The sequence below is a fragment of the Frankia sp. EI5c genome, assembly GCF_001636565.1.
Classification (GTDB): domain Bacteria; phylum Actinomycetota; class Actinomycetes; order Frankiales; family Frankiaceae; genus Parafrankia.
The window spans coordinates 83,767-106,151 of sequence record NZ_LRTK01000018.1 but is presented as its reverse complement, the minus strand read 5'-3'; the positions used below and the strand labels follow the sequence as shown (position 1 = coordinate 106,151).

Below are 22,385 nucleotides of genomic sequence, written 5' to 3'. Positions count from 1 at the left end.
GGGCGGGTGATCTGACGGTGGCGGTCAGCGTTTCGGGTGCCGGCGCGGGTGTGGCGATGCGGCGACTGAAGACCTCGTGGTGTCTCTTCGGGAGAGGTGTTGACAACCCCGGTGGTGGAGGGGGCGCAACCCCGCCGGGAGCGGAGACACAACGAGGTCTTCAGTCGCTGTCGGCGAACACTCGCGGACGGGTGGCGCGGGGTGGGTGAGGGCTGTTTCGGGGCCTGTGTGCCCACTGAAAGCCCTGGTGGCGGCGTTGCGGCGGGTTCCGCCGGCTGCGGCGGCCCGCTGGCCGTGCCTCGGCCGGGTGGCCGCGGACCGAGGTGCCCGCGGGCGGGGTGCAGGACGTCGGAAGGGGTGGGGCGGCGGTGCCCCGGTACCGGCCCGGGGCGGCCGCTCGCCGGGCCTCGTGGCCCGGCTCGGCAGCCAGGGTTTCCCATCCGATCAGACAGGTCTGTCACCACGGCCCGGGCTAGCCACCGGCGCCCCGGCCTCGGGGCGACCGCCGCCGCCGCGGTCTCGGGCAAGCCACGGCCACCCGGCCCCAGGCCAGCCCCGTCCACCACCACCCTCTAGGCGCTGGAACCACTCGGCCCGAAGCGCTCGGTGCGGATGCGGCCGGGTTCGTGGCCGAGTTCGACCAGGGCGTCGGCGACAGCCTCGACGAAGCCGGTGGGGCCGCAGACGTAGCAGGTGGGCCGCAGGTCCGCCGGCCACCCGCCCGCGGCCAGATCCGTGGCACGCAGCCGCCGCGGTGGCTCGGTCCAGTGATNGGGTACGGCCCTGGTGTAGACCCTGGTCACATCGAGCCCGGGGTCGCGGTGCACGGCCTCGCGCAGCTCGGCGGCATAGTAGAGATCAGCGGGAGTCCGGGCGGAGTAGAGCAGGCGGAACGGGACCCGGCTGCCCGCCGCCCGCCGCGCGCGCACCATCGCCATCAGCGGAACGATGCCCGAACCGCCAGCCACCAGGAGCACCGGCGCGGTGTCGGTGGGCCGCCAGACGAACCAGCCGCCGATCGGCCCCCGGAGCTCCACCGGGTCGCCGACCGAGAAGACCTCCGTCAGGTACGGGGAGACCTCCCCACCCGGCACCCGCTGAACGGTCAGCTCCAGCCGGTCGCCGTCGGCCGGTGCCGCGAGGGAGTAACTGCGCCGGGTGCTGTATCCGTCGGCGGCGGTGAGGCGCAGGTCGACCCGCTGACCGGCCAGATGCCCCGGCCACCCGGGGACATCCAGCACCAGGGTGCGGGCTGTGGACGTCTCCTCCCGCACCGCGGCGAGGCGGGCGACGCGCCACGCGAGGCGTTCGCTCAGTCGCCGTGGTAGCGCTGTTCCAGCCATGGATCACCCCGGTCGTGGTATCCGGCGAGCTCCCAGAAACCCCGCTCGTCCTGTTCGAGCAGGCGGATGCCGCGCACCCACTTCGCCGACTTCCAGAAGTACAGGTGCGGCACGAGCAGCCGCGCCGGGCCACCGTGCTCGGGGTCGAGCGGCGCCCCCTCGTAGCGGTGCACCACCCAGGCCTGACCGTCGATCAGATCGGTGAGAGGCAGGTTCGTGGTGTAGCCGCCGTAGCAGTGCACCAGGGCGTACTCGGCGGAGGTCTCCACCTCGCCGAGCAGGGTGTCCAGGCTGACGCCCTCCCAGGACGTGCCGAGCTTCGACCACTGGGTCACACAGTGGATGTCCACCGTCGGCGACTCGGCTGGCAGGCGGAGGAAGGCCGGCCAGTCCCAGCGGTGTTCTACGCCGTTCTCCGCCGTGATCGTGAACTCCCAGTCCGCCGGCGGCACCCGGGGAGTGGGGCCGGCCGACAGGACGGGAAAGTCGTCCGTGGCGTACTGGCCGGGCGGCAGCGCCGCGTTCTCCGAACGAGGCCGGCCCTGGAACCCCGGCGACACGATGCCCACACTGGACTCATACCACGAAAAACCCAGGTGGAGCCGAACAGCGCAGGAAGGTGCCGCGGCCGGGTACCGGCGGAGGGTGGGCGTCGCCCGGGGTCGGGGGGTCCCCGGGCGACGCCCCGATCTTTCCATCACCGACGGCACATCAGCAATGACGGACAGACGCCGCCGCCGTTATCAGGACGTTGGTCCCGGACCAAGGTCCTGAATCCCGCCGCCCATGGGCCCCCCGGAGGCCGGACTTTGTTTTCTGGCGGCAGCACAGCCTGGGCACCCGTACACATTCGCCGGCATATAGCAAAGTTTACATCGAGAATATTCATGCACAGGAAGGCTATTTCTCGAGTTCACCGCAGCGGGGTGCCGGTCTCAGCACGTCGAAACGATGCCCGTCCGGAGAGACCCGCAGGAAGGTGTAGCACCGGCCGAGCTGCCCGAACGAGTTGGTGAAGTCGATGGGCCCGGGCAGCAGCCCGTCCGCCGAATAGTCGCGCACAGCTCGCAGGCCGTCGAGGAAACGCGGGCGGGTCGGGCAGGGGCCGGCCTCGGCGAGACCACGCAGGAACATGTCGGCGGTGATCCAGCCGGACAGCGCCGCCTGCTGGTTCGGCGGCTGCAGGTACGGCGCGTGGTCGGCCATCGCCGCGAGGAATGTGCGGTGGCCCGGCAGATCCAGCTCGAACGGCTGGTAGTCGACGAAGAGACTGACGTTGCCGAGGATCGGCCCGAAAAGCTCGAGCAGGCTCTGGTCATAACCCGACGGCGTGAGGATCACCCGCAGGTTCGCACCCGCCGCCCGCGCACCCAGGACCACCTGCCCGAAGGCGGCCCCGGTGACCGCGCCCACCAGTGTGTCCGCGCCGCTGTCGCGCACTCGGTTCCCGACTGCCTGCAGGTTGATGGGACCGGTCGCGTCCACGGNGCCCACCACGCGCACGCCGGCGGACCGCAGGCTCGCCGCCAGCTCGTCGCCGAACTCGCCCGAGGCGGCGGACAGACTCGTCACCACGACCAGCGCGGACGTCCCCCCTTGTTCGGCCACGAAATCCCCCCAGGTCGAGACGGAGACGCCGTCCGCGATCAGGTTGGAATAGCTGAACATGTTGTTGTGGACGGTCCACCCCGCGTCGAGCGAGGTCCCCGTGACCGGGATGCCGCGGTCGTGCAGGTACTCCGCCGAACCCGAGGACGCGGACGTCGACTCCATGATCCCGAACACCTGGCGTTGCTCGACGAGCATCCGGGCCGACGCCAGGTTGATGGCGGGCTGGGAGCCGTCGTCCTGCCAGAGATAGCTGACACGGCGGCCATGCACCCCGCCGCCGGCGTTCGCCACGCCGAGACGCGCGTCCACGCCGGCACGGAACGGGGCGAACAGCGAGGCCGCGTTGCCGGAGTCCNGGTAGAGCACACCGACTTCGACCTCGTCCGCCGTCACTCCGGGTGACGGCGGGCAGGACTCCCCGGCCCGCCGGGACGTCGCCGCCCCCGCGCCGTCGTCGTCACCGCGCAGCACGCACGAGACACAGGAGACACACACGGCCAGCAGAAGTAGGGCCACCACGGGGGCACGCTTCGTCCTGGGTCCGGTACTCACACGAACTACAGTGACCCACGAAAGTCGCCATATGGTGCCGTTCTGTGGTACCTGTGAATTTCCACCATCGGGTCAGGTGTCGCGCAACCCTTCGGCGAGCAGCTCCGCGAGGTGGTATCCGCGCTGGCCAGCGAGCTGGGCCGCCTGCGTCCGGCAGGAGAATCCGTCGGCGAGCAGCACCGTGTCCGCGCCGCGGGAACGCAGCGCGGGGAGCAGTGCGTGCTCCGCGACCGCGACCGAGACGTCGTGGTGCCCGCGCCGCATCCCGAAATCACCGGCGAGACCGCAGCAGCCCGCCAGGGTCTCGACCGAGGCGCCGGCCGCCCGCAGCAACGCCCGGTCGGCGTCGAACCCCATCACCGCGTGCTGGTGGCAGTGCGGCTGGGCGACGATCTCGGCGTCACGCAGCGTAGGCGGCCGCCAGCCCCGGTCGGTCAGCAACTCGGCGAGCGTGCGCACGGATGCCGCCAGCGCCGCCGCGCGACGGTCACCGGGAAACAGCTCGGTCACATCGGCGCGCAGCACCGCCGTGCAGGACGGCTCCAGGCCGACGACCGGGATCCCGTCCAGGGCGTAGGGGGCGAGCCGGTCGAGGCTGCGCCGCAGCTGGCGCCGGGCGCCGTCGAGCTGGCCGGTCGTGATCCAGGTGAGGCCGCAGCAGGCCGGCCGGTCGGTGGTCAGCACCCGGTAGCCGGCGTCGGTGAGTACCTCGACGGCCGCCCGGGCGATCCCGGGTGCGAACGCGTCGGTGAACGTGTCCACCCACAGCAGCACCGGCCGCCGGGGCCCGCGCCCGCCCCCGGTGCCGCTACCGCTTTCTGCTGGCGGAGCCCCGCGGCGCCCGGGCCCGGCACCGCCTTGCCCGGCACGGCGCCACCACTGGTGGAACGTCTCCTCGGCGAAGACCGGCGCCGAGCGCCGGGTGTCCAGCCCGCCGCACCAGAACAGCGGGCGGCGGATCGCGGCGGTACGCAGGGCGGCGTTGACCCACCGCGGCGCCCTGCCGGCGAGCCGCGCCCACCGCGGAAGCCAGCCGAAGGCGTAGTGCTCCGGCGGGCGGGGGCGACGCCGGTACGCCCGGTGCAGCACCTCGGCGCGGTAGCGGGCCACGTCGACGCCGGCGGGGCAGTCGCTGGCACAGGCCCGGCACGACAGGCAGAGGTCCAGGGACTCGCGCAGGGCCGGCGCGTTCCAGTCGGCGCGCGCCGGCGCGCCCACCGCCAGTTCCTGCAGCACCCGGGCGCGCCCCCGCGTCGAGTCCTTCTCATCCTTCGTCGCCAGGTAGGACGGGCACATGAAGCCACCGGCGGCCGAGGTGTCGGCTCGGCACTTGGCCAGCCCCACACAGCGGTGCACTGCCTGGGTGAGGTCACCCGCGTCGGCGGCGAACGCGAACCCGCCCGCCGCCGGCAGCGGCCGGGCCGCGGGACGGCGCAGATCCGCGTCGAGCGGGCTCGGCCGGACGATCACCCCGGGATTGAGTACGTCCTCGGGGTCGAACAGGTGCTTGAAAGCCCCGAAGGCGGCCAGTGCCCGCGCCGAGTACATGATCGGCAGAAGCTCGCCGCGGGCCCGGCCGTCGCCGTGCTCCCCGGTCAGCGAGCCGCCGTGCGCCACAACGAGGTGTGCCGCCTCGGTCAGGAAGGCGCGCAGCCGATCCGGGCGCTCGGCCAGCGGGAAGTCGATGCGGACGTGCACGCAGCCGTCGCCGAAGTGGCCGTAGGCGACACCGTCCAGCCGGTGCCCGCGCATCAGCCCGTCGAACGCGCGCAGGTACGCCCCGAGGTTGGCGGGCGGCACGGCGGCGTCCTCCCAGCCGGGCCAGGCCGGCGCGCCGTCCCGCGTCCGTCCCGCCAGGCCGGCACCGTCCTCGCGGATCCGCCACAGCGCGGCGGCCTCGGGGCCGGCCGGCAGCACCATCGACGCCGCGCTGTCCGCGTCGGCGAGCAGCGCCCGCGCGGCGGCGGCGGCCGCCGCGGCCGTGGGCCCGCCGACCTCGACGAACAGCCAGCCGCCGCCGTCGGGCAGCGCCGGCACGGCCGCCGCCCCGCGATGGCGGCGCACGACGTCCACCAGCCGGGCGTCCAGGCCCTCGACGGCGAGCGGAGCATGCCCCAGCAGGCGGGGAACGGCGTCGGCGGCCGCCGCCATGTCGGGGTAGCCGACCACCGCGAGCGCCGTCGCCGCCGGGACCTCGACCAGCCGGACGGTCGCCCCGAGCACGACCACGCAGGTGCCTTCGGTGCCGACGAGGGCCCGCCCGAGATGTCCGCCGCGCTCGGGCAGCAGGTGTTCGAGGGAGTAACCCGAGATCTGGCGCCCGAAGCGGCCCAGCTCGGTGCGGATCACCCCGAGGTTCGCCTGGACGAAGGCGCCGAGCTCCGACGCGAGCGGCCCGGCGGCGGCCAGCGGGCCCGCGGCGGTGAACCGGCGCCCGCGGCCGTCGAGCACGTCCAGGTCGACGATGTTGTCCGCGGTCCGGCCGTAGGCGACCGCCCGGGCACCGCAGGCGTTGTTGCCGATCATGCCGCCGAGGGTGGCGCGGTTGTGGGTGGACGGATCGGGACCGAACCGCAGGCCGAACGGCCGGGCGGCGGCCTGCAGGTCGTCGAGCACCACGCCGGGGGCGACCCGGGCGGTTCGCCGCTCCGGATCGATCACCGGGGGGGCGTTCAGATGCCGGCTGAGATCCAGCACGACCCCGGGTCCGACGGCGTTGCCCGCGATCGACGTGCCCGCGCCGCGCGCGGTCAGCGGCGTGCCGGTGCTCCGGCAGACCTCGGCGACGGCCAGCACCTCGTCGACCTCACGGGGGAAGACGACGACGCTGGGCAGCACCCGGTAGTTGGAGGCATCGGAGGAGTACTCGGCACGCCTGCGCTCGGTGTGATCGACGACGAGCCCCCCGGGGTCGGTCGAGCGCCCGGAGCCGACTCCGACAGCCGCCCGCAGCAGCGCGGCCAGCTCGCCGGCGCTGACGCCGCCCTTACCGGTCTCACTGCGTGCCAACTCCGCTCCCAGCCCCGCCTAGTCACCACCGGCGATCCGCACCCATGACTACCCCGGATACGCCTGCCCTTCACTCCGCCCCCGCCCGGCCGTCAGAGCAGCCTGAGCTGGGTCCCTGCCGTTGCCTCCCCGGGCGCGGGCTCAGGTGCGGGCCCGTGCCCGGAGAGCGGGTCGTCGCCCGGGGAGCGCAGGGCGCGCAGGACCGGGGGGAGGTCCTGGGCGTGTACCACGGTGAGAGCGCGCGTCGCCCGAGTGAGTGCCACATAGAGGTCCGCGAGGCCACGCGTCGGCCCGGCCAGGATCTCCGCCGGCTCCACCAGGACGACCGCGTCGAACTCAAGGCCCTTGGAGTCGGCCACGGTGAGGACCGCGACCGGGGTGTCCAGCAGGAGATCGGCCTCGCCCCGCGCCTGCTCCCCGGCCGGGGCGCCGGGCTCGCCCGGCTGCTTCGGTGCCACGAGCGCGGGGGCCGAAATCCGGAGCGCCTCGCGCAGGGCGGTCACCCGGCCCGGCGGACTGATCACCGCCACCCGCCCGCCGGCCGCCTCCGCGGCAGCGTCGGCGGCCTCGGCGACCACGCAGCGCACCAGTGCCGAGCCGGCGGCGCTGCCGGCCACGGCGCTGCCGGCACCGTCGGCCACGGCGCTGCCGGCACCGTCGGCCACCCGGACGACCCGGGGCCCGCGACCCACGGAGCGGACCGAGCTGGGCGCCACCGCGGCGGGATCGGCCGCGGTGAGGACGTCGGCGGCGACATCCATGATCTCGCTGGGCGTCCGGTAGTTCACGGTGAGCCGCTCGACGGCGTACCGGGTCACGGCCGGGCCGAGCAGCTCACCCCAGTTCTTCGGGGCCCCGGGACGGGCCGCCTGGGCCAGGTCGCCCACCAGGGTGGCGGTCCGGCCGGGGCAGCGCCGCCACAGCAGCCGCCACAGCATCGGCGAGACCTCCTGCGCCTCGTCGACGATGAGATGGCCGAAGGTCCAGGTGCGGTCCCCGCCCGCATGCTCGGCGGCGCCCCGGCGCTGCCGTGGCGCCGCCCAGCGCTCCACGACGGTCTCCGCGTCGACCCGGTCCCGCAGCCCCAGCATCTCCAGGACACCGCGGGCGTACTCACGCTCGGCGGCGCGCTCGGCGTCCGCGCGGCGGGCCTCGGCCCGACGGGCGAGCTCGTCGGGGTCACCGAGCAGCTCGGCGGCCTCATCGAGCAGCGGGACGTCCGCGGGGGTCCAGCGGATCGAGGCGGGAGTCGCCCTCCCGGCCTGCCCGGCAGCCCCGGCCGGGCTCCCCCGGCGCAGCAGGGCGCGTTCCGCCGCGGTGAGGCGGGTGCCCGCGGCCCGGGCGAGGATGTCCGGCATGGCGTAGAGATCGGCCAGCAGGCGGGTGGGGGTGAGCGTCGGCCACAGCTCGTTCAGCGCCCGCCGGATCCCCTCGTCCGCCCACAGATCAGTTCTGATCTGCGCGCGTTCGTCCGAGTCGAACAGCCCTTTGGGCAGTTGGGAGACGACCTGGCTGGTCAGCGCGCCCAGCAGTTCACGCAGGAAGACCCCGCGCGCGGAGTTGTGCGGGCGCCGGCTGCGCCGGGCCCGGGTGCGCGCGCGGGCGATGGTGTCGCGGTCCAGGTGCAGCTGGTACTCGTCGTAGCGCAGGCGAAGCCCCCGCGGTGGAACGCGCTGCCTGTCCCGGACGGCGCCGGCGATCACGTCGACCATCCGCTCGTCGCCNTTCAGGACGGCGACGGCGACGGGATCCTCGCCCGTGGCGTCGACTCCGGGGAAGAGCCGGGCGGGGGTCGCGAACACCACGCCGGTCTCGCCGAGCGAGGGCAGCACCTGCTCGATGTAGCGGAGGAAGACCCGGCTGGGGCCGACCACCAGCACACCGGAGCGGGCCAGCCGATCGCGATGGGTGTAGAGCAGGTAGGCCGCCCGGTGCAGCGCGACCGCCGTCTTGCCCGTGCCGGGGCCGCCGTCGACCACCAGCACGGCGTTCGCGGCGGCCCGGATGATCCGGTCCTGCTCGGCCTGCAGGGTCGAGACGATGTCGTGCATCCGCCCGGTCCGGGGCGCCGACAGCGCCTCCAGCAACATCGTGTCCCCGGTCGGGGAGGTCTCCGCGCCGATGCCGGCGGTGGCCGAGGCCATGAAGGCCCGTGGGTCCAGCGGGTCGTCCGCGATCCCGGTGACGGTGCGGCCCCGGGTCCGCAGGTGGCGCCGGCGCACCAGCCCGCGCGGGCGGGCGATCGTGGCCTGGTAGAACGCCGTCGCCACCGGAGCGCGCCAGTCCACCAGGATGGGCTCCTGGTTGTCGTCGGACAGCCCGATGCGGCCGATGTAGGTGCGGCGCCCGTCCACGTCGTCCATGGCGCCGAAGCACAGCCGACCCTCGGCGGCGTCCAGCCGCGAAAGCCGGTCGGCGTGGTTCGCCGCGAAGGCGTCACGCTCGACGATCGACTGTGGAGTGCCTGTCCCGGCCTCCGTCAGCACCCGGCGCAGCTGGGTGCGGGTGGTCTCCCGAAGCTCGTCGAGCCGCGTGTAGAGGGTGTCGACGTAGGCCTGCTCGCACGCAAGCTCCGAGTCACGAGTCGTCGGCACCGAATGTCCTTCTCCCTGCGCTGTCCTCGGCTGCTGCCCNCCACGCTACGTCCGCGGCGACCGCCTGCGACGTGCGGCCGGTGTGAGCGGCGGGCAGGAGGCGACGCGGAGGTGACAACCGTCACCCACGGTGCGCGGCGGCCTGCCGCACCTCCTCCGCGTCGTGTTCCAGCCGGGTACGCACGAGCGCCGCGACAAGCCGCGGGAAGTCCTCGCGGTCGACGAGGTCGCAGAGTTCGCGGGCGTCCGTCGGCAGGCCGAGCTCCGCCGCCGCCGCCCGCGCCCGCTGGTCGACGTAGGGGACGAGCTCGTCCCANGCCGCCTGGGCCTCGCGGAGAAAGATGTCCGCGCCGACCGGGCCGATCCCCTTGATCTTCTGCAGCAGCACCCGTTCCCGTTCCGGGGTGTGCTCCGCGGCGTCGCGCAGGCGCCGGACGTCCCCGTCGTAGGTGTCGAGCAGGTAGCCGCAGGCGTCGGCCAGAGTGCGGGAGGTGCTCTCGTCGTAGCGGGCATAGCCGCTGGTGTTGAGCACCCGGGTACGTTCCTCCCAGGTCGCCTCGCTCATGGCGGCGGCAGTCACCCAGCCCTGGTCCCGCAGGGCCCGGAACGCCTCGACGGCGATCGGGGTGCGGATCCGCGCACTGGCCAGGAGCGCGAACAGCAGCAGTCCGAACATGCCTTCGGCCGTGTCGGCGGGGACGTCCACGCCGAGTTCGTCGGCATATGTGCGGCCATGCCGGGCGAGCAGCTCACCCACGATCGCCTCGGGGTCGGTTCCAGCCATGAACCTGGGCTACCCGCGACCGGGGCGGCCGACTCCCGGCTGTCAAGTCACCCGCCGGCCCGGCTCAGCCGGGCCAGAACTCCTGGATCAGCCGGACGAGCTCGCGCGGACGGTCGCTCTGCACCGAGTGCCCCGCGCCCGCCACGACGGCGGTGCGCAGGGCGGGCAGCCGGCGGCGGAACTGCTCCACGTCATCGTCGTGGACGAACGGCGAGTCGCCGCCCCGCACCAGCAGCAGGGGAACGGTGATCGCGGCCACCTCGTCCCACAGCCGGGCCATACCGGTCAGCTGGTCCGACCGCTCTGCCTGTTCCCGCCCCTGCCCCCGTTCCTGCGCCTGTTCCTGCGCCTGCGAGCCGGGCCTGCCGAGGTCGTAGCGCCACGCCCAGCGGCCGTCGGCCCGCTGGTAGGCGTTGTGGCGGACCCCGCGGCGCACCCCCGCGGCCGGCCGGCGCGGGCTGAGCCTGATCGCGGCCTGGGCCATCTCCTCGAAGGAGGCGAAGGTGGGCGGGCCGCCGACCAGCGCCACGGCTCCGCGCTGCGCCGCGTCCATCGCCGCGACCCGGGCAGCCGACTCGGGGGTGACGTCGACGAGCAGCGCGCGCCGGCACAGCTCCGGCCGGGTCGCGGCGAGGTGGATCGCGGTGGCCCCGCCGAGCGACATTCCCACCACGAGGCCGGCGTTCGGGGCGACGGCCCGCAGGCCCACCTCGATCGCCGCCGCGTTCGCCCACGGTCCGTAGTCGCCGTCGGCGCGCCAGGAGGAGCGGCCGTGGCCGGGCAGGTCGAAGGCGACCGCGGGGCGGCCCAGTTCCAGGGCCACCGAATCCCAGGTGTGGGCGTTCTGCCCCCCACCGTGCAGGAAGACGATCTCGGGTTCGGACGTCCCCCACCGGATGTGGCTGAGCCGGCGCCCCGGTTCGAGCTCGGTGTGGCCCCGGGTGACCTCGGGCTGGCCCTTCCAGGGGATGCCCAGTTCCTCGGCGTTCTCGTGGAGCAGCCCGAACTCGTCGTAGTCGTCCTCGGGGATCCCGCCCGGGAGGACGCCGTCCGCGGGGTTGTTGCCGACCTCGGGCAGTTCCGTCACGATCCCGCCTCGCTCTCGTCGCCGTCTCGCCGCCGTCGGGCGCCGTCGCGGCGCCGTTCCGCTGCCGCCGCCCGCCGCCGTCAGTCCGGTCGCCGGAATTCCGCCGCTCGCGCGCCCGACAGTCCGTCCAGGGAGAATGTAGGACTCATCGGGCATCACACGTGTCGACAAGGGAAACCCATGAGCTTCAGCCTCGACCTCACCGACGAGCAGAACGAGCTGCGATCGTGGGTGCACGGCTTCGCCCAGGATGTCGTACGGCCCGCGGCGGCCGAATGGGACGAGCGGGAGGAGACTCCCTGGCCGGTCATCCAGGAAGCGGCCAAGATCGGCCTGTACAGCTTCGACACCCTCTCGACGCTCTGGTTCGAGCCCACCGGGCTGTCGCTGCCGATTCTGTCGGAGGAGCTGTTCTGGGGCGACGCCGGGATCGGAATGTCGATCATGGGTACCTCCCTGGCCGTCGCCGGGATCGCCTCCTCGGGCACGCTGGAGCAGGTGGGCGAGTGGGTACCCGCCTGCTTCGGTGACGCGGCCGATCCCAAGGTCGCCGCGTACTGCGTCTCCGAACCCGCGGCCGGCTCGGACGTCTCCTCGATGCGGGTCCGCGCGCGCTACGACGAGGTCACCGACGAGTGGGTCCTGAACGGCCAGAAGGCCTGGATCACCAACGGGGGCATCGCCAACGTGCATGTCGTCGTCGCGTCGGTGGACCCGGAACTGCGGGCCCGCGGCCAGGCCTCGTTCGTCGTCCCGCCGGGGACCCCGGGCCTCAGCGCGACCCGGAAGATCAAGAAGCTGGGCCTGCGCGCCTCCCACACCGCGGACGTCTTCCTGGACGATGTCCGGGTCCCGGGGCGGTGCCTGCTTGGCGGCAAGGAGAAGCTGGACGAGCGGCTCGCCCGGGCTCGCGAGGGCACCCGCTCCTCCGATCAGACCGCGCTGCGGACCTTCGAGATGAGCCGCCCCACGGTCGGTGCGCAGGCGGTGGGGATCGCCCGGGCCGCCTACGAGTACGCGCTGGACTACGCCCGCGGGCGCGAGCAGTTCGGACGTCCGATCATCACGAACCAGGCGATCGCGTTCGCCCTCGCCGACATGCGGATGGAGATCGACGCGGCCCGGCTGTTGATCTGGCGCGCGGCGTGGATGGGCCGCAACGAGCGCACCTTCGAGGCCGGCGAGGGCTCGATGTCGAAGCTCAAGGCCGGCGAGGTCGCCGTGTGGGCGACCGAGAAGGCGGTACAGATCCTCGGCGGAGCCGGCTACAGCCGGGAACATCCGGTCGAGCGCATGTATCGGGACGCGAAGATTTACACCATCTTCGAGGGGACCTCGGAGATTCAGCGGCTCGTGGTTGCCCGGGCGATCTCCGGAATGCGCCTGTCCTGAGCCACCGTCGCCGGCGACCCGGCGACCCGGCGACGGTGGCGCTCGGACACTCCAGCCGGGGACACACAATTTCTGGCGCCAGATTCACAAAAACCGGCAAGCTACGAGGTCTGGGGACCGCGGACGGGTTTGGATCGCAGCTGAGGCCGGACCGCCGAACGCGGACGGGGGCGGGTGTTCGGGGGCATCCACCGCGTCTGGCGGTCCGGCTGAGCCGAACTGGTTCCGGCCGGCCGAACAGGCGGGCCGGGAGCGCGAGCTCAGGTCTCGAAGCCGGCGGACGTGTAGGCGACGCTGGCATGGCTGTCCACGGCCCGCCCGGCGGCATCCACACAGCGGACGGTCACAGTGAGGTCACCGGCCCCAGCATCGCCGGTGACCTCCGGCCAGCCGGCGGCCGTACAGCGTGAGGTGGCGTCCCCGTAGGCGCTGACGCTCAGGAGGCCCGGTCCCCGCCCGACCTTCGGGAAGACCACCTCGTAGACCCCGACCTCGACCCGCCGGACGGTGTTGGCCGCCCCGGCGCTGTTCGCCGAGTACCGCGCCCACGCCCCGACGGCGTCGCCGAGCGGCGCGGGCTCGACCGGCCCGCCATCCACCGCCACCCCGGTGAACACGTGCGCGAAACCGCGGGCGCCCGTCGGCACCAGCGCGCCGTGATCGGTGTAGAGCAGGACGAACGGGGTGTCGGCCCAGGCCCCGCCGTCGGTGCAGCCGACCAGGATGGACTGGCGGTCGGCCAGGACCTCCCGGTCGAGGGCGTTACAGCCCGCCGCGCCACCCCCGGTGGCGTTGAGCTGGAGATTGTTGCCGGTACGGATGAAATCCGACCCGATCAGGTCGACGGTGTACCGGCCGGTGGCGACCCGCCGGACCTCGATGGTGCCCGGCCCGGCGACGCTGTGGCCGTCGGGCGGACGTGGGGCCGGCTCGGCCTTCCCGTCGTGGCGCACATAGGCGTAGGGCGCGCCGCCGGCCGCGGCCCGGCCGTCGGGGACGTAGGTGAACAGCAGTGTGAAACGGGAGTCCGCGTAGGCACCGGACGGATCGCGGCACACCAGGTCGACCTGCTCGTCACGCCGCCCGGTGGACGCCGCGCCATCCGCACCGTCCTCCTCATCCAGGTCGTCCGCGCTGTCCGGGTCGTCCGCGCTGTCCGGGTCGTCCGAGTCATCGGGGTCGTCCGAGTCATCGGGGTCGTCGGAGTCATCCCGGTCGTCCGCGCTCGCCACCCGGGCCACGCGGCCACCGCCGGTCGCGTCAGGTGGTACCGCGTCCCAGGTGCTCACCTGGCAGTGCGCCGCCCGGCGCTCCCGACCACCGCTCGCGTCCCCGGCCCGGTCGGACGCTCCGGGGGCGCCGCCGGCCGCCTCCGGTGACTCCGCTCCCGGTGCCTCGACCACCACCGGCGGCGCGGGCGCACCGACCGCGGTCGACAGGGCCGCGCCGCGCCCGCCGGCGACCCCGATGCCGGGGAAGGTCACGCGGTAGCGGCCGACATCCTGCCGGGAGATCGTCGCGCGGGCCGAGGCCAGGGCATCGATGACCTGCCAGCTGCCACCAGCCGCGCTGGCGGGGACCTCCAGCACCCCCGCGGGAGCGGTCACGTCGGACCGCACGAAGCCCCAGACCGGCCCGCTCGGGTCGACGCGGCCGGCCGCCCCGGTGGCGGACCCGTCCCGGGCGGCGGCGACGGCGATCAGCGTGATGCCACCGGCGAGCGCGAGGGCCGCCAGCACCACGCTGGCAACTGTCGCCCGATTCCACTGCGGCACCAACCCGGCCTTCCCGTCTCCCCCAGCCGTTCCCCCTGCCAGGCCGCTTCTCGGGCGCCGGCACGTTCCGGAAAGAATCGCACATCCCGCCCCAACGGGGCACCTGCCCCCGCGGGTGGCCGGGTTCCCCGCCGGGATCGGGATTGTCAGAACCGCGACGGCTGTTCGCACCCGACCCGCATACAGTGTTGCCAGCACCCGGAGGGTTCCTTTTTCGGATTCCGCCGCAATGGTGAGGCCCCGCCGCTTCGGTCGTGGTCGTTCACCGACAAGCTCAGACGCCGGTACAAGGCGGCGGTCCGCCCCAGGGGGCACCTGCCCGCCACAGCATGTGAGGACGGGCTCGATGTCATCGGACGCCGGTGCGACAGCGCGGACCATTCCGCTCGGCGACAGTGATCCGCGTGAGCTGGGTTCGTACGCGCTGCTGGGCAAACTCGGCCAGGGCGGCATGGGGACGGTCTACCTGGGAAGGTCGCGGCAGGGGCGGCTGGTCGCGATCAAGGTGATCCGCGCCGAGGTCGCCGACAACCCCGAGTTCCGCGCCCGGTTCTGGTCGGAGGCCGAGACCGCGCGCCGGGTTGCCCGGGTCTGCACCGCGGAGGTGCTGGAGGCCGCCCCGAACGCACCCCAGCCCTACCTGGTCACCGAGTTCATCGAGGGCGAGACCCTGGCCCGGTTCGTCGCCCGCAACGGCCCGCTGGCGGACGCGAACCTGGAGCAGCTCGCCGTCGGCGTGGCGGCNGCGCTCACCGCCATCCACCGCGCCGGCATCGTGCACCGCGACCTCAAGCCGTCCAACGTGGTGCTCTCGCCGTTCGGCCCGCGGGTCATCGACTTCGGGATCGCCCGGGCGCTCGACTCCGCGACCGGTCTCACCGGGGACCTCCAGCAGCTCGGAACGCCCGCGTTCATGTCCCCGGAGCAGATCCAGGGCGGCACGGTCACCCCGGCCGTCGACGTCTGGGCCTGGGGCGGCCTCGTCACCTACGCCGCCACCGGTCGCTACCCCTTCGGGGAGGGCAACGCCCAGGTGCTGCTCTACCGCGCGTTGCACGAGGAGCCCCGGCTCGACGGTGTCGATCCGGCGCTGCACCCGATCGTCTGGCACGCGATGCGCAAGGACCCGGCGGGGCGCCCCACCGCGCAGCAGCTCATGCTCCGTCTCCTCGGCAACCCCGCGGAGGACCCGGACGCCACGATCGACCCGAGCGAGGTCACGCACGTCCTGGCGGGCTGGGACCTGCAGGTGCCCACCGGCGGCATCCCTTCCGGCGGCACCCCTTCCGGCGGCACGGCGGCCCCCGGCAGGCAGCCGACAGCTGGCAGCCAGGCCGCGATCGGTGGGCAGACCTCGGCCGGTCGGCAGGCGAGGGCCGGTGGAACGGTGCCCGAGGACCTCACCGCCGCCACGGTGGCGGCGACGAGTGGCCCCGGCGCGAGCGGGCGCCCGGCCGCCGGCTCGGGTGATCCCGAGACCCAGGCTCGGACCCGGGTCGACGGAGGCGCCTCGCCCAGCCGGCGGCGCGCCCCGATCATCCTCGGTGCGGCCGCGGCGGCCGTCGCCGTGGCGATCGCGGCCGCGCTGATCACGCGGTCCGGGGATGACGGCGACAAGGCCGACACCGCCGACGCCGCCGCGGCGGGCACGGCCTTCAGCCTGCCCCGCTCGGCGGCCCCGCTCGGCACCGACACGATGGTCTTCGCCAGCAAGCAGAAGGGCAACTACGACCTGTACACCGGCCGGGTCGGCACCGAGGGCCTGCTCCTCGACGTCCGGCCGATCACGACCGCCACCGAGGACGACGTGCTGCCCGCCATCAGCAAGGACCGGCGCACAGTCGTCTTCTTCCGCCCCGGCTCGCCGAACGCGCTGTACGCGGTGCCCGCCGATGGCTCCGCCGAGCCGACGAAGCTCTTCACCTCCGGCCCGGCCGCCAACCTCACGATCTCGGATGACTCGCGGCCCTCGCTCGACCCGAATGGCAGATTCCTGGTGATCCGATCCTCCACCGACGAACGCTCGACCCCGAACCAGGGCCTCTACGTCGCGGCCCTCGACGGTTCGTCGGTGTTCCGGCTCGACGCGGCAGCCCAGGCGACCGACCCCGCCTGGTCGCCGAGCGGCGAGCGCATCGCCTACTGGTCGAGCGACACCGAGAGCGACCGCGGCTTCATCGTCTCGATTCCCGTGCAGCCGGGCTCCAAGCCCACGAGGCTGACAGCCGGGCAGGGCGACCGGGACGCCGACCCGACGTTCTCGCCCGACGGCAAGCGGATCGCCTTCAGCCGCGAGACCGACGGCGACCTGGAGATCTGGCAGATGAACAACAACGGCACCGGGCTCGAGCGGGTCACCGCCGAGGCGGGCCGGGACCAGGATCCGGCTTTCTCACCGGACGGCAGGTACCTCACCTACACCGGGGAGCGGGGCACGACGGTCCGGCGGATCTACCTGACCGATCCCGAGGACACCACCAAGGCAGACCGGCTACTCACCGAGACGGACGCCTTCCACGTCCGCTGGAGCTCCGGCTGACAGCCGCGGGGAACTCGCGGGTCTCGGCCGGCCGGGGCTGCCTGCCGTGAGCGTCGGGACGCCCTGCCGGCGAGCGGCCGCCACCGGGTCGCCAGGGGGCCCGGCCTCCACCAGCCGCCAGAACTCCGGCCCGCCGCCCGGCCCCTCACCGGCGTCGTTGCGCCGCAGTACGTCCTCCTTGAGCCGCAGGAAGGCGTGGGTGGGCCGGGCCGGGTAGCCGCCCCGCGAGCACCCCGGAGATACCGGTCCGCCCGGCAGCCCACGCCCGCCCAGCCAGCCGAGACGCAGCACCGCCCGCATCATCGCAGCGGCGAGGCACCGATCCAGGCGCAGAACGATGTCCCGCAGGGTCCGGTGCAGCGACGTGACGGTGATGCCGCCCAGATCAGTCAACCCGGCCGGCGTCGCGGGCGCGACGGGCAGCGCGACGGGCATGAGGTGGCGCCGGCACCCGGCCCGGCGCCGGCCAGCCAGCGCGGGGTCGGTGAACGCCACATCCACGGGTTCTCCCGCCGCCCGCGGCGGGAGGCCGGGAACACCGTGCAGGCGCGCCGCGGTCACCAGGCAGACCACCCCGCCGGCAACCGCCAGCGCCGCCCGGGCACAGGCACGCACCCGGTCGCGCACGGGCGGCACGAGCAGGGTGCCCCGGATCGGAGAGCGCCAGCCACCGGCCCGCCGGCGTGCCGCGATCGCGGCGTCGGACAGACCGAGCCGGCGGGCCTCCCGCCGGGTGACCATGTCGTCCTGGCTGCGGGCGAGGGCGACGACTCGTTCGTGGGCATCGGGCATGGGCCGAGCCTGCCTCGCCGCGGGCCCGCTGGTCCGTCCGGGCCGCCGGCTGTGGACAGCGGGATCCGGACCGGACCTGTCCACAACCACTACCGGACGCGACCGCGCCCCCAGACGCCGAAAGGGCGGCACCCGCCCCGCGTCGCGGGTTGGATGCCGCCCCGGCAGGGAGCGGGTCCGGCTCAGCGCGTGGGCGCCACCGGACGGCGCTTGTTGGTCTTCGGGTCCATCCTGCGCACGAGCACCGAGGTGACCAGCACACAGACCAGACCGACCACGAAGGCACCACCGATGTCGATCAGGAACGTGGTGGTGGAGAACTCGTAGAACGGGTCGGCGGGGAAGTCCGGGTTGATCGGCGTGCCGAAGCCGGAGATCGTGTTCAGGTCGATCACCGAGGAGAGGGCGGCGAACCCCCACCGGGCCGGGGCGATCCAGCTGATCTGCTCCAGGCCNGGCGTCCCGTCGGCCGGCACCAGACCACCGGAGAACACCAGCTGGGCCATGGTGATGAGCACCAGCAGCGGCATCGTCTTGTCCGCGTTGTCGACCAGCGACGAGATCACCAGCCCGAGCATCGCGGAGGCCAGTGCCAGTGCGATCACCGCGATCGTCGCCTCGAGGAAGGGGAAGCCGAAGAGGCCCTCGCCCATCTGCCGGCCGGCGAGGCCGATCGTGGTGAACACCACCGCCTGCAAGGTCGTGATGAGAGTCAACACCACGATCTTCGAGCCGATATAGGCCGTCCGAGACAGACCGATCGCCCGTTCTCGGCGATAGATCGGTCTTTCCTTCACGATTTCTCGCACCGAGTTCGACATACCCATGAAACAGGCGCAGAGAGTGAGTACCAGCAGCACGGTGGGCGCGTCTCTGTTCGGCCCCGCATCCGGGCCNAGCGCCTCCAGATTCCCCGCGATTGCTCTTGGTATAGCCCCGAGCAGGAACGGGAATGCGATGATCAGTCGCAGGTAGGACTTGTCGGAGGCGACGACCGCCATCATTCGTCTGCTCAGTGTGACAAGCTGCGAGAGGACCGACTGCTGCCGGATCGACGGAAGGTCCTCCGGCGCCGGCCGGGCCGACGGGGCCGTCACGGAGGCCGGCACGAAGTACCGGGACTGCCGGAACCGCGCCGCGGACTCGGCGCCCGGGGTGGCCTCCAGCGTGAGGAAGACGTCCGGGTAGTCCTGGGCCCCGAAGAACGGCAGCGCGTCCCCCGGCGGACCGAAGTAGGCGACGTAGCCGCCAGGCGCCAGGACCAGGACGTAGTCACAGAGGTCCAGCTGGGCGACGCTGTGCGTGACCACGATGACCGTCCGGCCGTCGTCCGCCAGCTTGCGCAGCGACTCCATGACGTTCTTGTCCATGCCCGGGTCGAGGCCGGANGTCGGCTCGTCCAGGTACAGCAGGGTCGGCTTGGTCAGCAGCTCCAGCGCGACGGACGTCCGCTTGCGCTGACCACCGGACAGCCGCGAGACCTGGGTGTTCGCGTGGTGCGTCAGGCCGAGCTCACCGAGGACCTCGTCGACGCGCTGGCGGCGCTCGGCTTTCGTCGTGTCGGGCGGGAACCGCAGCTCCGCACCGAACTCGAGCGCCTTGCGGACGGTCAGCGACGTGTGCAGGAGGTCCTCCTGCGGCACGTAGCCGATCCGGCGGCGAAGCTCGTCGTACTCGGAGTACATGTCCCGACCGGCGTAGCGGACATTGCCGGTGTCGGCGGGACGGAACCCGGTCAGCGCGTTGAGCAGCGTCGACTTGCCGGCACCGGAGGGCCCGACCACGCCGAGCAGCGCCCGCCCCGGAAGCTTGAAGGTCATGTCGTGCATGAGCTGCTTCTCGCCGGCGAAGACGTTCAGGGCGTCGGCCTCGAAGCTGACGTCACCGGAGTCGAGGTACTCGACCAGCAGCTCGCCCTCGAGCTGGAACACGTGGTGACCGATGGCGATCACGTCGCCCTGGTTCACGTTCGCCCGGCTGATGCGGCGCCCGTTGACGAAGACCCCGTTCGCCGAGTCGAGGTCGGCGATCTGCAGGCCGGAGCGGCCGATGTAGAGCTCGGCGTGCCGGCGGGACGCGAGCAGGTCGGTGATGACGATGTCGTTGTCGCGGGCGCGGCCCAGCGACATCGTCCCCGGCCGGAGCCGGTAGGTCGTCCGCCGCTCGTGCTCCTGGTCGAGGCTGGTCGAGCCGGACGGCGTCCGCGCCGGGTCGTAGTCGGACCTGCCTCCGCGGCCACCGGGCGCGGCCGGGCCGGTGGGGCCGCCAGGGCGGCCGCCCTGGCCCCGGGTCGGTGCGGTGGGCCGCGGCGGCTGGTAGCCGCTGGAGCCGGGCAGCATGGTCTGCATGTCGTAGGAGCCCGGGTCGTATTCGGGCTCGTCGTAACCGCGGCCCGCCGGGAACTCGGGCATGACCACGACCTCGGGCCCGCTGGGAGTACCCAGGCGGAAGCGGACCTCGCCCTGGACGCTCACCGACTCGGGCATACGCTGGCCGTCGACCCAGGTCCCGTTCGAGCTGATGTCGCGGACGGACCACCCCGCGCCGGTCTGCTCGACCAGGAGGTGCCGGCGGGAGACTCGGCTGTCGGCGATGACGTAGTCCGCGGTCCGGGCACGGCCGATGATGAACTGCTCACCTGCCGGCACAGTGGCGGCACCGGCCTCGGTGACGACTCTCAGATACGTCGTCTGCACGTCTCTCCCCCTTCACGACGGGACGCAGGCCGGGATGCCCCGCCGAAACCCACTTCAGCACGCCGTCCGGATCGGTCTCCGAACAGGACGGGCAAGGGTGCCACCACCGATGGTTCCTCACTACCTTGACCGATCTTGCGGGATGTCGCAGATCGTAGCGTCGAGCGCCGACCTTGATCCAGCCCGGGTGACGCGGGCGCCGCCGGGCGGACCGCCTCAGCCGATTCTGGAGCCGACACCGCTAACCTTCCTCACGTCGTTCGTTCACACCCCGACGCCTTTCATATCGCGTCGACGCCGGAGCCGTGACGGGGTGTGGTAAGCCCGGCACGGGCACCGGTGGCCCGGGCAGGGTCGGCGCACGACCGACAATGCCTGGTAGGAACAACCGCAACCGGCTTCTGTCGCCGATCTGACCCGCCACCGTACGCGCCCCTGTCCGGGCTCCGACAACTGACCGCGGGGGCCACCGTCAGGCTCGGGACGGTGACTGCGCGGATCGCCGCGGTTGCCCGCGGCCGGGCGGCGGAGCACCGGCGAACGCTCATCCACGGGCCCGGGAGCCGTCCCAACCCGGACGGCTCGTCCGGGTTGACCCGATTTCGGAGGTCATTTGCCGCCTGCCGGCTCAGGCGCGGCGGGGAGGATGACATCCTTCGCCGTCGCGGTGAGTGACAGCCCGGAGGCGTCCGTCGACGCCTGGACGATGTTCAGGTCGAACGGCAGCCCGCCGATGGGGATGGGAATCGACTGGAGGCGGATACCCGACGGCAGCGGGATGCTGGCGGTGATCCCCCCCCTCAGCTGGATCTCGGACGGAACGAGCGTGAGCTTGTTGTCCTCGACCTCGAAGGTGGTGACGCCACCTATCTCCTGGCCGGCGAAGCTGCTGGATATCTCCACCCGCTCACCGCCGTCGACCGGTGTGACCTGAACCGCGGGATCCTGGTCGGCGAGATAGCTGTTCAGATCGTCATAGGTGATTCGCACCGTCGCGCGGACGCGATCGACCGGCACCTCGCCGATGTTGTCGGAAAGCGCGTCGCCGAGCGGCACGTGAACGCCTTTGAGATTCGCGTCGACCGACGAGATCCGCGGGCCGGGCGTCGGTATCCCCTCGATGACCACGCCGATGTCCTTGAACTTCCCGAACAGCACCTGGGTGAGGAAGGGGAAACCGCCGATGGAGACGCTCTTCACCGTCGGCGGGGTCGCGCCCGGCTCCAGGCTCTCCGCCACGCTCACGGCGATCTGCTTTTCCATCTGGTCCTTCGCGATGGCCACGGCGACCCGGTCGCCCACCACGAAGAGAACCAGGAGGAGCACGACGGCGAAGGCGAGAGCACGGCCGCGGCGGCGTCTGCGCCGCGCCGGCGCCGGGCCGGGAACCGCCGGGGTGGGACCGGTGCCGCCGGGCGGCTGCTGGCCGCCGAGCGGTGGCTGCTGGTGGAAACCACCGCCGGGACCGGAGCTCCCGGGACTGTCCGCCGGGTAACGGGGGGACGCCTCTCCGTAACCCGCGTACCCGCCGTACCCATCGTTACCGGGCACCGGACGCACATGACCGCCGCTGTCGGTGTAGGTGCCCCCGGTGTGCTGCCCGGTGGGCTCCGCGTAGTCGCGACCGCCGGGCGGTGCCTGCGCGGGCGGACCGCTGCCGTCCCGCGCCGCGGCGCCGCGGCGCCGGACCACCTCGGTGGCGTCCCGCCGCCGGACGACCTCGGTGGCGTCGCCGAGCAGCTGTGTCGCTCCGTCGGGGGACTCCTCACCCGGCTCTTCACCGGTGGGGCGCACCGGCCGGCCCGGGCGGAAGGCCGCTGCCGGCGGCGGCGGGCCCGACGGGCGGAAGGAACTCGCCGGCGGGGGCGGGGCGTCAGGCGCGCCGGGCCGCTGCTGCCGACCGACGTCCTGGGCCGGCCGGGTACCCTGCCCGCCTCCACCGGATCTCCCGGGAGGCATGACACTGGTGGCGTCCGCGGGCTCCTGCCCGTCCCCGCCGCGCCCGTCGTTCACCGGAACATCTCCCGCTCCGCGCCACACCGGGCCCCCGGCGTGACGCCACCGTGTCACAGTCGGTCATGTCGAAGAGCGTCCGACCCGCCGGCCGCCGTCGAACCGTCGGCCCATCAGAGGATGGTCGCACGTCCGTGGCTCCGGCAACGCTGTCGGGTCCGATCACCTTTGCCACGCACGTGTCGGATTGCCGACCCG

12 protein-coding genes and 9 pseudogenes are annotated in these 22,385 nt (G+C 73.2%); 3 read left to right on the top strand and 18 right to left on the bottom strand.

What is annotated here, in order from left to right:
• Window positions 1-572: 572 nt before the first annotated feature.
• The 11 genes and pseudogenes from UG55_RS35380 to UG55_RS11010 all read right to left on the bottom strand — a co-directional run.
• A pseudogene (locus UG55_RS35380) lies at window positions 573-772 on the bottom strand (oxidoreductase); the annotation flags it as partial.
• 1 nt (window position 773) lies between these two features.
• Window positions 774-1,343 (bottom strand): FAD-binding oxidoreductase (locus tag UG55_RS11040; protein WP_242424153.1); only part of this gene is annotated, 570 nt, incomplete at its 3' end.
• Window positions 1,313-1,912 carry a molybdopterin-dependent oxidoreductase gene (locus UG55_RS11035; protein ID WP_066066715.1) on the bottom strand — a complete coding sequence of 200 codons (600 nt, stop codon included), beginning with the start codon at window positions 1,910-1,912 and terminating at the stop codon, window positions 1,313-1,315. The genes UG55_RS11040 and UG55_RS11035, both read right to left, overlap by 31 nt.
• Window positions 1,913-2,243: 331 nt before the next feature.
• A pseudogene (locus UG55_RS35375) lies at window positions 2,244-2,830 on the bottom strand (ABC transporter substrate-binding protein); the annotation flags it as partial.
• A 1-nt stretch (window position 2,831) separates the two neighbouring features.
• Window positions 2,832-3,309: pseudogene (locus UG55_RS35370) on the bottom strand (ABC transporter substrate-binding protein); the annotation flags it as partial.
• 269 nt (window positions 3,310-3,578) lie between these two features.
• Window positions 3,579-6,515 (bottom strand): FAD-binding and (Fe-S)-binding domain-containing protein, encoded by a 2,937-nt coding sequence (locus UG55_RS11025; RefSeq protein ID WP_066066714.1) that lies wholly within the window; start codon window positions 6,513-6,515, stop codon window positions 3,579-3,581.
• Between the two features lie 92 nt (window positions 6,516-6,607).
• Window positions 6,608-8,239 (bottom strand): annotated as a pseudogene (locus UG55_RS11020) (ATP-binding domain-containing protein); the annotation flags it as partial.
• 1 nt (window position 8,240) lies between these two features.
• On the bottom strand, window positions 8,241-9,109 hold an 869-nt coding region (locus tag UG55_RS35365; RefSeq protein ID WP_396230868.1), incomplete at its 3' end, for a HelD family protein.
• 121 nt (window positions 9,110-9,230) lie between these two features.
• Window positions 9,231-9,425, bottom strand: a pseudogene (locus tag UG55_RS35360) (hypothetical protein); the annotation flags it as partial.
• A gap of 1 nt (window position 9,426) precedes the next feature.
• Window positions 9,427-9,893: hypothetical protein (locus UG55_RS35355; RefSeq protein WP_242424152.1), on the bottom strand; the 467-nt coding region annotated here is incomplete at its 3' end.
• Between the two features lie 64 nt (window positions 9,894-9,957).
• Complete coding sequence (locus UG55_RS11010) at window positions 9,958-10,971, bottom strand: alpha/beta fold hydrolase (RefSeq protein ID WP_242424156.1); 1,014 nt, start codon at window positions 10,969-10,971, stop codon at window positions 9,958-9,960.
• Window positions 10,972-11,160: 189 nt separating this feature from the next.
• Here UG55_RS11010 and UG55_RS11005 point away from each other — a divergent pair, with 189 nt between their 5' ends.
• Entirely contained in the window at window positions 11,161-12,372 is a 1,212-nt protein-coding gene (locus tag UG55_RS11005) for an acyl-CoA dehydrogenase family protein (protein WP_066066710.1), read from the top strand.
• Window positions 12,373-12,632: 260 nt separating this feature from the next.
• On the opposite strand, the gene UG55_RS29455 is transcribed toward UG55_RS11005, so the two are convergent.
• Window positions 12,633-14,114: a hypothetical protein gene (locus UG55_RS29455; RefSeq protein WP_066066708.1), complete on the bottom strand. Its 1,482-nt coding sequence runs from the start codon at window positions 14,112-14,114 to the stop codon at window positions 12,633-12,635.
• A 379-nt stretch (window positions 14,115-14,493) separates the two neighbouring features.
• On the opposite strand from UG55_RS29455, the pseudogene UG55_RS35350 reads away from it, so the two are divergent.
• Together UG55_RS35350 and UG55_RS10995 are read left to right on the top strand one after the other, a co-directional pair.
• Window positions 14,494-14,891 (top strand): annotated as a pseudogene (locus UG55_RS35350) (protein kinase); the annotation flags it as partial.
• Window position 14,892: 1 nt separating this feature from the next.
• On the top strand, window positions 14,893-16,686 hold a 1,794-nt coding region (locus UG55_RS10995; RefSeq protein WP_242424151.1), incomplete at its 5' end, for a protein kinase domain-containing protein.
• On the opposite strand, the gene UG55_RS10990 is transcribed toward UG55_RS10995, so the two are convergent.
• The 6 genes and pseudogenes from UG55_RS10990 to UG55_RS10980 form a co-directional block, all read right to left on the bottom strand.
• Window positions 16,639-17,478, bottom strand: coding sequence for a hypothetical protein (locus UG55_RS10990; protein ID WP_066066704.1), 840 nt, complete (start codon window positions 17,476-17,478; stop codon window positions 16,639-16,641). The genes UG55_RS10995 and UG55_RS10990 overlap by 48 nt on opposite strands.
• A 182-nt stretch (window positions 17,479-17,660) precedes the next feature.
• Window positions 17,661-17,933, bottom strand: a pseudogene (locus UG55_RS35345) (hypothetical protein); the annotation flags it as partial.
• Window position 17,934: 1 nt separating this feature from the next.
• A pseudogene (locus UG55_RS35340) lies at window positions 17,935-18,374 on the bottom strand (ABC transporter permease); the annotation flags it as partial.
• A gap of 1 nt (window position 18,375) precedes the next feature.
• Window positions 18,376-18,866: pseudogene (locus tag UG55_RS35335) on the bottom strand (hypothetical protein); the annotation flags it as partial.
• A 1-nt stretch (window position 18,867) separates the two neighbouring features.
• A partial coding sequence (locus UG55_RS35330) for an FHA domain-containing protein (protein ID WP_242424150.1) occupies window positions 18,868-20,174 on the bottom strand: 1,307 nt, incomplete at its 3' end.
• A gap of 609 nt (window positions 20,175-20,783) precedes the next feature.
• On the bottom strand, window positions 20,784-22,187 hold the full coding sequence (locus UG55_RS10980) for a DUF2993 domain-containing protein (RefSeq protein ID WP_066066700.1): 1,404 nt from the start codon (window positions 22,185-22,187) through the stop codon (window positions 20,784-20,786).
• Window positions 22,188-22,385 lie beyond the last annotated feature (198 nt).